Raw genomic sequence first — 14,345 nt, 5'->3', positions numbered from 1 at the left:
TTCCAGAGTTCCGGCTTTTTTAAGCAATCAGCGCAGCAAGGAGCCCGCAGAAAAAGACCGCCCAAAACATCCCGGTTCCTCCGATACTGACCGACGGAATGCCGGTTTTTCTGATTGCATTGATTGCAGAAAGGGTAGCGCCAACAAGTATTCCCATAGTACCTCCTGCAAATGCGACAACGGCGGCGGAAAGCCCGATGTTGCCAGTCAGAAGGATCCCGGATACAATTGCAGAAACTGCGGGAATGAGGATCGGTGCACGGATGCCATACGCGGGTATGACCCTTGTTGAAACCCCGGTTATGGTTGCGACAATAATAATTGCAGCACACACCTGCAGGAGCAGCGATTCCCCTGCCAAATGGTGGAACTGATAGAGTAAAAACAAAGTAACGGCAGACGGGATCACCGCACCGCCAAGGTTGAGGAACAGCCCGGTTGACAGCCGGTCATCAGGCACCGGTTCGCCGGTGAATGCATCAAACACGACTGGTGTTCCTGTGTCTGTTATTTGCCTGGAACCGCGAAACGTCCAGATTGGGATATTCACAAAACTTCCCAGAAGCATCAGGAGAATGACGGCAGTCGCCTCAATCCACGAGAACCCGAGCCTGCTGAACGCTGCACCGGCAAGACCAAGGATAAGCAGTGGGATAATAAGGATAAACAGCCCGATGAGCAGGATGATCGTGATGAGGGGCAGAGGGCCGGTTGGTGAGATCCTGAATATTCCGTTCATAAAATCACGTATTATTTATTGTTTTACGCAGATGATCGCGGCATGATCATGATGGTACGGTGCAAGCCATGTGCTGTCCTTAACGGTCAATCCCCCCAGACCAAGCTTTGACACGGTATCGTCAAACACGAGAGCCGGCTCCCTGCGGGTATCAACACTCCGTGTTTTGAGCATGATGAGGAGTGTACCCCCGGGTTTTAAAAAAATTCGGTTCCGCAGTGCTATTGCCGCCTGATCGGGCTGGGCAACATCCTGGTACAGGAGGTCGACCTGTTCAAGCAGCGGGGCATACTGGTCTGGTTGTGCAGCATCCGCCATGATCGGCACCACATTTGCTCTCCGGCGCGCGACTTCAAGGAGATCCTGCATCGGGCGTGGTGCAAATTCGACAGCATACACCACGTCCGTGTAATCGGCGACGTGGGAGACGGTCGTCCCATGGGCGGCGCCGAGGTAGAGCACCCGCATATCCTTTCCGAGTTCGATACCTTTTCCTAGATAGAAGAGCGCGGAGAGTTTGCTCCGGTACGGGTCCCATATGCGGGCATCGCCAAGCATCCGTTCGCCGTAGACACCCCCCTCCCCCCGCGAAACAAGGACCCCGTCCATCCAGATCATGGTACCTCACCGGCAGTGTCGATGCGCGCCTGTGCCTGTTCAAGAAATGCGGGGTCTGTGACACCCCGATAAAAATCCAGGCGGGCGGCGATTGCAAGCTTTGCGGCAAGCACGCGGGCGACTTTTCCCCGTAACTCCCGTGGTGCATTATGAACACGGCGGTGCTGGAATATGATGCCATGTTTGGGTGCCGGCGTATGGGAACGGAGGTGGGAGAAGAGCGCAGTCCGTGCACCAAGCACCTGTATCGCACTTCCCGGTAATCGTGCCAGCGGCTCCAAGCCACCTGCCTGCAGGAGGAGCCGGGCGGCAACCAGCCCCCCGATAAGGGCGCTGCAGTTCGGCATGACCTCGTCCGCCCGCGCCGACACCTCGCGTGCAAGCACGGTGCGGGTTTCAGACAGGCGCTCAATATCGCCCGTCACCCTGCCGAGCCCGCCCCCGCTACGCCGCGCAATCATCCTGACAATGGAGGGCGCAGGCGTCCTGCGGTATTTCCGGGAGAACGACGGCTGCCGGATCTGGTGCCATTCCACCACACGTTCGGTGAGCAGGTTGATGACCGTGTCGAGTTCATCCAGCGTCCTTGTCATCTGGAGCAGTTCGGTATCCCGGCTCCGGTACTTTTCCCGGATCTTCATCTCGGCGATGAGCATGCACACTGTGCGCAGTTGCGAGAGGTAATCGGCACGGTCGCGGCAGAAACCGCAGTCCAGCGCCGCTTTCCAGTCAAAAGGGACGTATTGTTCCATGCTGGTATGAAGTGTTATGACACGTTCAGCAAGGGCCTGTGCATTCCCGGTGCAGGGTCTGCATGTCCCATCCCCGATATCTCCAAACCAGCAGGACTGCATCATAAAATCTTGGCAAGTGTGAGGTATAAACCAATGGGGGCGCGATCAGATCCCCCCGATCCCAAACGAATAGAGCATCACCGGCAGCATCACCGCTCCCATGCAGTACATCCTCGGGACATTGACCATATGCGGCACCAGCCCTGTAAGGGTTGCAAGAAGGAGGATAAAAATCCCAAACGGCCCGGTCAACAAAAGACATATTGCAGCAACAAACACGATCACCGCGCTGTTCAGCCACCGCCCCTCAATCCCGCCAAGCCGGTGTGCAGAACGCGAAAGGGTCACGGTGATCACATAAGCAGCACAGGCTGCGACCACCCCGGCAACAAATAAGGCACTTGCCGGAGGAAGCGGGATCCCGGAGAGCGCCACCATGACGCCGTTGCGCATCCTTGAGAGGGCAAAGAGCGCTGCAAGCCCGATAAACGCATTGGCTGTGTTCGCCGCGCTTGTCGCAAGGATATACGACCGGCGGTCCTTATCATACCCGATGACCGATGCCAGCACCCCGTTTGCGGTCGCATTTGAGAGCCCGGGCAGCCAGCCTACCGCGATACCGGCAACCGTCCCGATCGCTGAACCCCGGGCCACGGATCCGGGCTCAAGAGCGATGCCGTTGAATTTCTGGGCCGGCATTATACCCTGCGATGCCACCAGAAGGACCGAGATCCCGAACAGGCCGGTGAGAAGGGGCATAAGCAGTGCGCTTGTGCCACCAAGGGAATGCCAGCCAAGAAATCCGTAGTGGAGGGTAAATATCCCAAGGATGCCGGATATCCCAAACAGCGCAAGCGCCCACCCGGGCGATTCGCTGGTCACGATCATATACCCGATCACGGCGACAAGGATCAACCCGATCCCCCAGTCAAAGAAGGGCTGGAGTGCCGGGAGGAAAAAATAACAGAGCACCGACAGCGGCACAGCGATGATCATCGCGCATGCACTCCCCAGTGCGGCAATGCGCACGGCCTCTTCTCCGTTTCCTTCAAGACAGAGTGCATGGGCGGGGAGTACCGCAAGTGCAGTGTCCGCATCAGGGATCCCGAGAAAGGTTGTCGGGATGGCATCGACAAAGGTGTGGGTGATAAGGGCTGCAAACATTGTTGCGGCAAGCGCAAGGGGGCCGATAACAGGAAGGATGGCGACCTGCAGGCTCAGAAGGACTCCCGCGAGCGTATTGGCATGGATGCCCGGGAGTATCCCGCTCAAGGTGCCCAGTGCAACCCCCAACCCTACACCCACGAGGATCTCAATCATTGATCAGATGTTTGGTACAGGAGTGATAAAGGAACCGAAATGGATACAGTCATATCCTATTTGGGGCAATGATCCTTTGTATGAAGATCGCGGTCACGCGCCTTGCGGGAAAAGAGGGGAGCGATGCGGCACGGTGTGCAAAATACGGGCATGTGTGCTACAGTGTCCACCCGCTTGTTTCGGAAGTGAAGCAGGGTGCAGTCACCGCATTTGCCGAAGCGGTTGAACGGGGGGACTTTGACTGCCTGTTCTTCACCAGCGCCCTGCCGGCAAAGATTATCGCACCGCTTCTCAACCGGTTCCCACGGGTGATCGCAATCGGCCCGCAGACGGCAAAAGAGCTCCGGAGCTATGAGATCGAGTGCGAAACCCTCCCAAGTTTTTATTCCCGGGACTTTGTCCCGTATCTTGGTGCATGGATAGGAGGTAAACATATCGGGATTCCCCGTGCTGACGTCCCGAACCCCGATCTGCTCGGCGCGATTGCAGCTGCCGGAGGGATCGCACACGAGTTCAGGTGTTATTCACTCGAACCAACCGGCCAGCCCCTGCCCCTTAATGGTGCGGATGCAGTGCTCTTCACGAGCGCCATGTCGCATGCAAAGGCAGTGTGGACTCCACGCGAAGGGCTCCTTGTCATGGCAATCGGGGAAGTCACGGCAGCAGCAATGCACATGAAGGGAATGGTGCCAGCCGTTGTCGGTGACGGATCACTGGAAGGTACGCTTGAGGCATTCAACTCATACCTGAAAAAGAAGGAGAACTGATGCAGGAAGATGGGCAGGGAATGGAGCGTCCTGCCATTTGGAGCGGGTCCGGCATGATTGTCATCGACAAACCGAAAGGCCCGTCAAGCCACCAGGTGGCTGCATGGGTAGGCAGGATGCTCGGGTGCAATGTCGGCCACTCCGGGACCCTCGACCCACAGGTATCCGGGGTGCTGCTTGTAATGCTTGGAAATGCCGTCCGGCTCGCCCCGCACCTTCTCATGCATGACAAGGAATACATCTGCCTGATGCGGCTCCACGGCGATGTCCCCCCGGAGCAGGCAGATCAAATGGCACTTGAGTTCACCGGAAAGGTCTACCAGCGCCCGCCAAAAAAGAGCGCAGTGAAACGTTCATTGCGGATCCGTACTATTCATTCCATCCGTATCCTCGGGTATGAACAACGGCTCGTCCTCTTTAAAGTGCACTGCGATGCGGGCACGTACATACGTTCACTCTGCCACCACATGGGGCTTGCACTCGGTGTCGGGGCGCACATGCAGGAGCTCCGGCGGACACGCTCAGGACCGTTCGACGAGCAAAAAGCATACACACTTCATGACCTAAGCGATGCCTGTTCGCGTGCTGCGGGAGGGGATTACGGGGCGCTTGGTGCGATGATACTATCCGTTGATGCCTCGGTACCGGACCTTCCGAATGTTGTGATCCATGACCGTGCAGTCGATGCCGTATGTCATGGTGCCAGACTTGCCGGGGTCGGTATCATGCGGTGTGACAACTTTAAGAAAGGTGATACGGTTGCGGTACTATCCCGCAAAAATGAGTTTGTCGGCCTTGGCAGAGCTCTTGTCTCTTCATCGGAAGGGAGTATTGGAAAACCGGGACTTGTTATCGCCCCTACCGCAGTATTTTTAAAACCCGGCACCTACCCGCGGGGCTGGAAGAAGAAAAATGATCGGACAAAACAGGATTGAGACGCTGTATAAAGGATAGCATTAAAAAAATTCACGACCAAGAGTTAGGATACCTTTTTGCTGAGGTAGTCTAGCGGTAGGGCGCAGGCCTGGAAAGCCTGTGGGGCATTTGCCCCTCGGGGGTTCAATTCCCCCCCTCAGCGTCTTAAGATTTTTTTTAGTATTTCCGGATATCATTTTTCGGTATTTGGAATAACTCAACACATAGGTTACCGATTCACTCGGCCGACAGAGATACATCAGGCAACCCGGGGCCACACTATGTTAAAAAAATCATTGCGAGGGAGTTTTCCTTTTTGGTTTACCGGAATTTGTCCAGGAAGATTCGAACACATACCACAAATACCCGGTTCCTGAACAGATTGTGATAGTAACCAATGCAATCAGACTAATGCCGACAAAACTGATGGCCGTTGGAAAAAGATTGTAAAAAGGGAACAGAACCTTTTCTGCAAGCGGCTGCCACAGGAAAAAGAATGTCATCTGTACCAGAAAAATGTGCCAGGACGCTTTTCCCACATTTGCGAGGCCCCGGTAAAACCACGTTTCCGCTTTTTTTGGGAGAAACATTAAACCTGTCAGTGCAAGGATACATGTCCAGAAATACGCGGGTGCCTGGGATATCACCCCGACAATATTAGTCTCAAAAAACGGTGTGAATAATTGTGTATAATAGGTAATCCAGATATAAACAGCACTAAAAAATCCCAATATAGCGATCCAGAGTGTCAGGCGTCTCGCAGATAATGCAAGCCAGACACCCAGAGCTCCTGCAAAAAGAAACTGTGCATAGAGCACATAGTATAATTCTAACGGGATTACCGAAATATAAGCGAGGTATTCCATGGCAAGATCAAAAACAAATGCTCCAACCAGCATGGCATAAGGATTTCGCAGTGCCAGGAGATACAGGATGGGAACGATGAGGATGGACTGGATAATAACTGGCACGAAGTATGCCCCTAACCCGTAACCCCCGGTCAGGAAACTGTAAACAAGCGACCCCATATCGAAGGAATTGTGGAAAATAATGTGGATAATGGCAATCTGCAGCAAAAAAATCATAACATAGGGTATAATTAACCTCCTGAACCGCCGGTATAACAGTCCAGCATCGTAACACTGACTAATTGTCGTATAATTACGTCGCATATACGCGTATGTCCCGGTAAAACCTGCGATAAGAATGAGAAGCGGAACCGAATGGTAGATATAAAATGGAGCGCCGATAGCGAGCAGGATGCTCACTGACAAAGTATGGTGGAGAACGACCGCAATTATTGCCATTCCCTTAAGCAGATCGATCTCGACCAATCGTTCTGGCAGTGATATTTGTTTTTCGGTGGGTATTGATCTCACGGGCGTCCGTTTTTTCATAGTGCCACCGTTAACTTTTCGAACAAGGTTTGTTGTGGTCTGGTATATCCATTTTGATAAGCATTTTCTGTTTTATCATACTCGTTATTACGCGGGAATGGAGTTGTCAATAAAATAAGGGTATCGACAGGTGGAATGCTGGGGCAGGCAATACTGATGTTACGCTATAATCGTTTAGGTGGATAAAAATAGATTTTTAAAAAAAGATGCTGCTCGGCCAAATCCTGAAAATTTTCATCAATCCCATAATCATTTCGTGTTTTTTTTACAAACACACATATCTTTATCGTTGTAAACTAAGCCAGGTCATTGTTGTCTGGTATAAATGGTCACCCAACCGGATTCCCGGTTATACTCCTTACGTGAAATCACTTGTTGAACACGGTGATGTCCATCCGGAAGTTGAACTTAAACCGGGCTCGACATTCGGGTTACATTCGGGTATATTCTCACTTCCGGGACACTGCACCCTGCATTTGCACAATCAGCAACTGCTGCCGGATTCCCTGCCCATCTCAAATGCACGGGCATTGATCTCAATGGTCTTTTTTGGGACGAGATTTTTCACGGCAGAGAGCAGCGATTCCGGTTTTAGCGGGATCATACGGGATGCGGCTCCAAGCATCACGACATTCTGGGACAGGGGGCTCCCTGCTTCCTGTGCGATCCGGTCGGCATCTAGGATGCAAAGCCTGAACCGGCCGAGTGCGGCGATGATACCCTCTTCTGTGGGTGCCTCGATCTTCTGCATGTAGACAGATGTCGGCAGCACAAGGTGGCGGTTGAGCACCATCGTCCCTCCTGCTTTCAGGTAATGGGAATACCGCAGCGCTTCCAGAAGGTCAAAGGAGAGCAGGATGTCTGCCTGCCCGGGGGCAATAAGCGGCCCGAACTTCCCGTCGATCCTGATATGGCTCTCCACGGACCCGCCGCGCTGCGCCATCCCATGGGTCTCGGCACCCTTCACCCTCCTGTTTTCCAGCAGGCACGCCTGCCCGATGATATTGGACGCAAGGATCGTCCCCTGACCACCGATCCCGACCATCAGGATATCAAAACTGCTCTTCATTTCTTTCCCTCCCGTACAATCGCCCCTGTCGGGCAGAGCTGTGCACATACTGCGCACCCGCTGCACAGGTCGGTGATCCGCGCTTTCTCGCCGGCCATCTCGATCGCCGGGCACCCGTACCGTACACAGGTACCGCAGCCGGTGCATATCTCTGCGTCCACCATGTATCGACCCCGTTTCACGCCACCCCGTTTTGCCATGATCACGCACTGCTGTTTTGCGATGACCACCTTCACTCCTTTGCGTGACTGGGCTTCCTTAAGCACATTCATCATACCGGTGATGTCGTACGGGTCAACAGTTTCAACAAATGTTACCCCGCAGGCGCGACAGACTGCATCGAGCGATACCGGATGGCTCGCGATACCGCACGCAGTCACTCCGGTATTCGGGTTCGGCTGGTGCCCGGTCATCGCGGTAATCCGGTTATCAAGGATTACGACTGTAATGTCCGCCCCGTTATAGACCGCGTTCATCAGGCCCTGGATGCCTGTATGCAGGAACGTGGAGTCCCCGATTGTACAGATAATATCACGGGGTTCACCGGAATGTGCGATGCCGCTTGAAACGGTGATCGAAGCTCCCATGCAGATGGTGGTATCAACAACACCGAGCTGGAGCCCTAATGTGTAGCAGCCGATATCGCTTGGGTAAACCGCATCCTTAAAAACACGCTTGATCGCATAAAACGCAGCCCGGTGGAGACAGCCCGCACAGAGGATCGGCGGGCGCAACGGCAGGTCCTGGACAGGGCTTACTGCCGGATAAGGAATTGCAGGGATGGAACCTGCTTTCACCATGATTGCGGCGACAGCAGAAAGGGACAATTCACCTTCATAGGGAACGTAACCGTTCTTCTTGCCAAGGACGTTTACAATTCCGGCGACCTGCAGGACCTGCTCCTCGATTTCGGGTGCGAGTTCCTCGATGACCAGCACCGTGTCGTGCTGCCGGACAAAACCAGACAGCCAGCTTTCATCGATCGGGTAGGCACCGATCTTCATGAAGGAAATGCCTTCGGGGATGAGTTCCTGCACATAGGTTACGGCGATCCCGCTCGCGATAACTGCAGTCTTCCCCCTCACTGAATATGTATTATATCCAAGTTCAACGAGCCGTTTTTTTATTGCAGGCTGTTTTTCATTCAGTTTTTTATGAAGGATCCGGGTATGTGCTGGGATAACCACATACTGTCTGGGGTCTTTTTTGAATTCGCCCTTCCGCTGGGATGCCACGATCGGGCCAAGCGCAACATCTCCTTTGGAATGGCAGATGCGCGTAGTGGGGCGGAATATCACAGGAAGGGAAAACTCCTCGGAGAGGGCAAACGCATCGCGGACCATATCGTGCGCTTCCTGGATTGTTGCCGGATCAAGGCACGGCACACGTGCGAAACGGGCATAGCACCGGCTGTCCTGTTCATTCTGTGAACTATGGGCAAACGGATCATCCGCGCTCATGATCACAAGCCCGCCCGTCACACCGGTGTAAGCGCTTGTCATCAGGGGATCGGCAGCCACATTAAGCCCGACGTGCTTCATTGTGCAGAGCGCACGCAGCCCGCACCATGCTGCGGCAAGGGCGTTTTCCAGCGCCACCTTCTCGTTGGTCGACCACTCGATGTAATACGCACGTTCCTGCCGGGAGCGGAGCACATCGATCACCTCTGACGAGGGTGTCCCGGGATACCCGCTGACAAAATCCACGGGAGCTTCCAGACAAGCATGGGCGATCGCTTCATTTCCAAGGAGATATTGTCGTTCCATGATCCCAGATCCTGCTCTTCACTTTATCCTGAGATTCTTTGTGACTATGTATTTAACGAGCTCGTGACAGGGAATTCACAACCTATAAAAACTCTGATGGGATACTAATTAGGGTAAATTTAAGGAATTTTTTTGGGCCCGTAGCATAGCCCGGTGGTGCGCCCGGCTGATAACCGGGAGGTCATGCGTTCGAATCGCATCGGGCCCATTCTATCTTTTTATTTTTCGCACGCTTCATTTCCCTTATTTTGATATAGATCAGAAACCCAAATCATTGGATATGGACAGGCAATTTAAATTCATCATCGCAGCAGGATCACTGCTCTTTGCAATTATCTTTTTTGTCGATCTCTATGTTTTTAATGATCTCTACTTCAGCGGGATGGCAGCAATTTTACTAGTCGCGCTCGGCATGTCGTTTTTTATCATGCAGGACACGCGATTCCTCCCGGAAATCAGCATCTTCCTTTCAGATAATGCAAAGAACATTATTGTCGCCAACAAGGGAAACGATAGTGCAGAAAAAATACATGTGGCAATCGTCCCGCTCAACATTGAATTTGATATCCCTGCGCTTGCCGCCGACGATAAATATGAATACCCGCTCCCTGAAATGATCAGCGAGGCAAAAGCAACGGCAGATTACCAGAATTCACAGGGGCGTGCATATTCCCAGACATTCAGGTTATCAGCTCTTGGAAAAAGTGATGACGACCTTTTAAAGCCGGTGATCCCGCTTTTTAGATGGAAATGATACGGGAGCACCATCTGATTTCTTACGATGTGTTTGGGAATACATAAGTCAGGGTTTTTTGAAGAGCTTCGATGAGTGCCTCTTCGCCCCTGAGATAATCATGCATTGCCTGGTAGAGCATGTACATGGCATCGTACCCGTAGTGCTGGAGAGCTTCACCGGCATCGATCGGGTTGAGGTATGAATCTGTCAAAAACCCATCCGTGCTGTACATCAGCTCGTAAAATTTTCCTTCTTCGGAAAGGACACAGAACTGGTCGGTGACCTTTTTTGTCGTATCATCCGGGCGGAACGGTGAAGGATCTGTTTTTCCCAAAATAATCATCTTTTTTGGATAATAATTCGGATTGTAGATCTCCCCTTTTGTGTCCTGTTTTCCTTTCTCAAGCATCGCAAGGCCGATGGATTTCACAACAGGAACCGCAGATTGTGCCATCCGTTCAAGAAGCGCTGCATCGTTCTTTTTGATTTTTTCAACGATTCCTGCCTCTTTGCCCTTCAAATCTTCGATTTTTTTCAAAATCTTCTCAAAGCCGGTTTCAATCTCGTCCATGTGATGGCCGCCCTGAAAATATCTTCATAGGATAAGTACCATTGGCATTTGGCGATAATAAGCACGCGCAACAGCGGATTGTTATTGGCAGACGTGGGGGGCAGGGGGGGTTTAACGTGCGACAATCGGGAGTGCTAGGGCATGTTTTTCCGGCAGATGTTATCTATGGGCGCAAATATCCCGATCATCGGTCGCCCGTGCGATCCACGCGATATTCCCCGGAAAAAAAATACGTGTGTTCCTTCCCGATGACAGCGTGGCCCGTAAACCCGATGGGGAGGTCTTCATTCAGGACAACGCCTACATACGAAGGAGTCCGGGCCATGACTGAACCTGTCCGGATCCGTTCCGTCACGATGAATGGGACTGCCCGGCCAATGAACGCACCATTTTTCGTATGATAGATCTGTTCGGAACGGGCATTCATGATCCGGGAGCGGGCTTTTTTTATTGATTCGGGCACTTCCTTTACAGAAAAATCGCAGGTATGAGGGCGTTTTGAAAACCGTGTAACATTCACCTTATCCGGACGGACCCTGTCAAGGAGTTCGAGGGATTTTAAAAAATCCTCTTCAGTCTCACCGGGAAATCCGACAATCATATCCGTAGCCACTGTAATCTCAGGATATTTTTTCCTGAACGCAGCAATAATGAACTCAAAGTCTTCACACGTGTATTCCCTGCCCATCCCCTCAAGGATGCGATCCGAGCCTGACTGTACCGGGACATGAATGAACCTGAATATTTTTTTGATCGCAAAAGCATCGATAAGGTCATCAAGAATTTTGATGACCGATACTGGGTTCATCATGCCAACCCGTACGAAATATGTACCGGGAACTTCGTCAATCCCGTTTAGCAACTGCGCCAGTGACGTTCCGGTGTCCTGTCCGTAAGCACTCACGTCCTGTGCGGTCAGCTGGATCTCTGCTGCTCCCGAAGTGACCGATGCACGGATCCGTTCAAGGATCTCTTGTTCGGGAAAACTTTTCAGTGGTCCGCGGGCGACCCGTGCAATGCAATATGAACAGTGTCCAAAACACCCTTGTGCGATCTGGATAATCCCCGAGGGACAACTGCTGACCGTCCCCAGACTACAGTACTTTTCGTGGACAGATCCAGGAGAGATAAATTTTGGCGTGCAGACTGCAAGGATTGCTTCCCGCTGGACGACGGACATACAGCCGGTCACATAGAGGTCATGGTCCCGGAACCGCGACATCCGCCGCAGCATCCGCCGTTCGGTAGCTGCGACAACCGTGCAGGTGTTGATGATCACTGCTTCAGCATCTTCATCAGACTGCACAAGGGTGCAGCCCTGATATTTGAGGATTCCCTGCAGTTTTGATGTGTCCCCGAAATTATACCGGCACCCGTATGTCTCTATATAGACCCGTTTTCCGACTAGATGCAAAAAATCTGATATTACCATGAATTTTCCTGATATGTCTTCATTCCTCACATGGGATCTCTTTTATTATAGATATCACATGAGCCTATAAAAAATCCTGGAGAGGATTAATGAGAGCGCCAACAAGATTCGTATATAAACACAGTGATCAGAATTCCAATTGACTAACAATATCAGTAATCTGTTAATAATGAAATGACAAAAGTGCCGCCAATACCATGAAAAAACAAAAATCAACCAAGGACAATGTGGCGACAGTTACAGGGCACCTGCCAGAGCACCTAACACAAATTGATTTACTTAAGGGATATGCCATAATTGCAGTTGTTTTTCTCCACGTGTGGAAAGAGAGTATTTATCTTTTGTTAGGAGCTCCCTTCCATATCTGGCATGCTGTTCCCCTTCTCATCCTCATCGCCGGCTTTACTGGAGCGTATGCTTATAAAAGACGTGGTGCCAGTACTCTCGGACAATGTTTTGACCTGACCATATTATCCAGACGATTTAAAAGACTCTTGAAACCCTATGCACTGTATTGGCTGATTCAGATCATACTTCTTATTGTATTTTTTCATTCTCAATTCAACCTCCTATCGCTCATGTCAAATTTCATCTGGGGAGGATCCGGGTGGGGAGCATATTTTGTTCCAGTTATCCTCCAGAGTGTAATCGTAATTCCTCTTCTTTACCTCTTTGCACTTCGCAATCCGGATTTGATGATTATCCTTGCATTCGTACTGGGCATGCTCATGGATTTTTTCATGTTCATTTTCGGGGTCCCGCGGAGCATCTCTTCCGTGCTGTACCTTCCTTACTTGTTTGCAGGAGCACTGGGAGTATGGATGGTGACATCAACAAAACGCCCCCGCATATGGATAATTTTCGGTTGTGTTTTTAGTTTCACATATCTTTTAATGGTTTGTTACACCCCGCTGCTTTCCTCTTTCACCGATTTCAATGCCTATAATGGAATGTTTCATACCCCGGCGTACTTTTGGACCCTGTTGTTAGCCATTTCTGGCCTGTATTTCCTTCCAAAAAAAACAGAGACCAGGATATACCGAATGGTCGAAAATGCAGGTAAGGCGTCATGGCATATTTTTCTTGTTCAGATGTTTTATTTCCTTTTTATTGATAAAATAATTTTAAAATATATTATTTATCCGCTTTCGGATTTGTTACCCCTGACAGATCTTTTCGTAATAGTAATTCACATCGCGGGAGCTTTGTTTGCTATAGGAATCTGTTGTATAATCGGTTATTGTTGGTTCATCATCGAAAACAAATGGTCATATTCTCATTTAAAAATCAATTGACTTCAATTGCGTTCAATCCAAAATAAAAGGGCATGCCAGTGCTACAGAAGAATTTAAAGGCTCTATCCTCCTAATTAAACAAATATTGAACCAAAGATTGAGAATGACCTAAAAATTTTAATTTTTACGGAGACCAAGAATGATCAAGATCGGCCTGATCGGCTGTGGCAATATCGGGCACATAATAGCAAACCATGCCGATGGAATCAGTATCGTCGCCCTCTTTGATACTCTTTTTGAACGGGCAAAGGAACTTGAAATGATCACTACGGGCCGGGCATATAAGGATTTTGAGTCATTTATTTCCAAAGATTTTGATCTCGTTGTAGAGGCAGCTTCGGTGAATGCGGTAAGACACTATGCAATTGAGGTCCTTGAACATAAAAAAGACCTTGTCATCATGAGCGTGGGGGCTCTTGCAGATCCATTATTCAGGGACGAGCTCCGGGAATCTGCGAGGCACAACGGTAAACGGATCTATATTCCCAGCGGTGCGATCTTTGGCCTTGACAACCTCAAGGTGGGACGGATTTCACCGGTAAAAAAACTGCTCTTACGGACAATAAAAAGCCCCGCATCGCTTGGGGTCGAGGCAAAGGAGCGCCGAATCATCTTTTCCGGAAAAGCACACGAATGCATCAAGGCGTTCCCCAAGAACGTTAATGTGTCGGTTGCCATGAGCCTTGCCGCTGGCAGAGATGTAGACGTTGAACTCTGGGTTGATCCCGCCATCGACCGTAACATCCACGAAGTCATTTTTGAAGGCGACTTTGGCGAGAGCTGCATCCGGGTGACCAATGTGCCAAGCCCTGATAATCCCGCGACAAGCTACCTTGCCGCCCTCTCAATCCTCTCGCTGTTGCAGGGACTGGAAGACCCGATCGTTGTCGGTACATGATATGCGCGAATTTCCAAAACGAGAGCGA

Annotated in this window: 14 protein-coding genes and 2 tRNA genes; 7 read left to right on the top strand and 9 right to left on the bottom strand. The window is 51.1% G+C overall.

Annotated features, from left to right (window positions below; translation table 11 throughout):
• Positions 1–19: 19 nt before the first annotated feature.
• From OS112_02260 to OS112_02245, 4 genes are read right to left on the bottom strand one after another with little or no spacing between them, the layout of a single operon-like run.
• Entirely contained in the window at positions 20–739 is a 720-nt protein-coding gene (locus OS112_02260) for a DUF1614 domain-containing protein (protein ID WAC05470.1), read from the bottom strand.
• Between the two features lie 15 nt (positions 740–754).
• Positions 755–1,357, bottom strand: a complete 603-nt coding sequence (locus OS112_02255) for a fibrillarin-like rRNA/tRNA 2'-O-methyltransferase (protein ID WAC05469.1) — start codon at positions 1,355–1,357, stop codon at positions 755–757.
• Entirely contained in the window at positions 1,354–2,211 is an 858-nt protein-coding gene (locus OS112_02250; protein ID WAC06124.1) for an RNA-processing protein, read from the bottom strand. The genes OS112_02255 and OS112_02250 overlap by 4 nt, the downstream gene beginning before the upstream one ends.
• A 45-nt stretch (positions 2,212–2,256) precedes the next feature.
• Entirely contained in the window at positions 2,257–3,471 is a 1,215-nt protein-coding gene (locus tag OS112_02245; GenBank protein ID WAC05468.1) for a tripartite tricarboxylate transporter permease, read from the bottom strand.
• Between the two features lie 80 nt (positions 3,472–3,551).
• On the opposite strand from OS112_02245, the gene OS112_02240 reads away from it, so the two are divergent.
• From OS112_02240 to OS112_02230, 3 genes are all read left to right on the top strand, one after another.
• The gene (locus tag OS112_02240) at positions 3,552–4,238 is read left to right on the top strand and encodes a uroporphyrinogen-III synthase (GenBank protein ID WAC05467.1); all 687 of its coding nucleotides are present in this window, start codon (positions 3,552–3,554) and stop codon (positions 4,236–4,238) included.
• Entirely contained in the window at positions 4,238–5,173 is a 936-nt protein-coding gene (locus OS112_02235; protein ID WAC05466.1) for an RNA-guided pseudouridylation complex pseudouridine synthase subunit Cbf5, read from the top strand. The genes OS112_02240 and OS112_02235 overlap by 1 nt, the downstream gene beginning before the upstream one ends.
• Before the next feature lie 59 nt (positions 5,174–5,232).
• Positions 5,233–5,316, top strand: a tRNA-Ser gene (locus OS112_02230).
• A gap of 130 nt (positions 5,317–5,446) precedes the next feature.
• On the opposite strand, the gene OS112_02225 is transcribed toward OS112_02230, so the two are convergent.
• The 3 genes from OS112_02225 to iorA form a co-directional block, all read right to left on the bottom strand.
• Positions 5,447–6,487 (bottom strand): acyltransferase family protein, encoded by a 1,041-nt coding sequence (locus OS112_02225; GenBank protein ID WAC05465.1) that lies wholly within the window; start codon positions 6,485–6,487, stop codon positions 5,447–5,449.
• Positions 6,488–7,034: 547 nt separating this feature from the next.
• Positions 7,035–7,619, bottom strand: a complete 585-nt coding sequence (locus OS112_02220; GenBank protein ID WAC05464.1) for an indolepyruvate oxidoreductase subunit beta — start codon at positions 7,617–7,619, stop codon at positions 7,035–7,037.
• Positions 7,616–9,385 carry an indolepyruvate ferredoxin oxidoreductase subunit alpha gene (gene iorA / locus OS112_02215; GenBank protein WAC05463.1) on the bottom strand — a complete coding sequence of 590 codons (1,770 nt, stop codon included), beginning with the start codon at positions 9,383–9,385 and terminating at the stop codon, positions 7,616–7,618. The genes OS112_02220 and iorA overlap by 4 nt, the downstream gene beginning before the upstream one ends.
• Positions 9,386–9,519: 134 nt before the next feature.
• Here iorA and OS112_02210 point away from each other — a divergent pair.
• Positions 9,520–9,593: transfer RNA gene (locus OS112_02210), tRNA-Ile, on the top strand.
• 72 nt (positions 9,594–9,665) lie between these two features.
• Entirely contained in the window at positions 9,666–10,139 is a 474-nt protein-coding gene (locus tag OS112_02205) for a hypothetical protein (GenBank protein WAC05462.1), read from the top strand.
• A 22-nt stretch (positions 10,140–10,161) separates the two neighbouring features.
• Here the strand turns inward: OS112_02205 and OS112_02200 are convergent, their stop codons facing one another.
• Positions 10,162–10,692: a hypothetical protein gene (locus tag OS112_02200; GenBank protein ID WAC05461.1), complete on the bottom strand. Its 531-nt coding sequence runs from the start codon at positions 10,690–10,692 to the stop codon at positions 10,162–10,164.
• 184 nt (positions 10,693–10,876) lie between these two features.
• Positions 10,877–12,124 (bottom strand): tRNA (N(6)-L-threonylcarbamoyladenosine(37)-C(2))-methylthiotransferase, encoded by a 1,248-nt coding sequence (locus OS112_02195; protein WAC05460.1) that lies wholly within the window; start codon positions 12,122–12,124, stop codon positions 10,877–10,879.
• 197 nt (positions 12,125–12,321) lie between these two features.
• On the opposite strand from OS112_02195, the gene OS112_02190 reads away from it, so the two are divergent.
• Both OS112_02190 and nadX read left to right on the top strand, forming a co-directional pair.
• The gene (locus OS112_02190) at positions 12,322–13,419 is read left to right on the top strand and encodes an acyltransferase family protein (protein WAC05459.1); all 1,098 of its coding nucleotides are present in this window, start codon (positions 12,322–12,324) and stop codon (positions 13,417–13,419) included.
• Between the two features lie 139 nt (positions 13,420–13,558).
• Positions 13,559–14,317 carry an aspartate dehydrogenase gene (gene nadX, locus OS112_02185; GenBank protein WAC05458.1) on the top strand — a complete coding sequence of 253 codons (759 nt, stop codon included), beginning with the start codon at positions 13,559–13,561 and terminating at the stop codon, positions 14,315–14,317.
• The last annotated feature ends 28 nt before the right edge of the window (positions 14,318–14,345 follow it).

Source organism: Methanoregula sp. (assembly GCA_026625165.1).
Taxonomy (GTDB): Archaea; Halobacteriota; Methanomicrobia; order Methanomicrobiales; family Methanospirillaceae; genus MVRE01.
The sequence above is the reverse complement of the archived record's forward strand: the minus strand, read 5'-3'. Positions and strand labels throughout refer to the sequence as shown.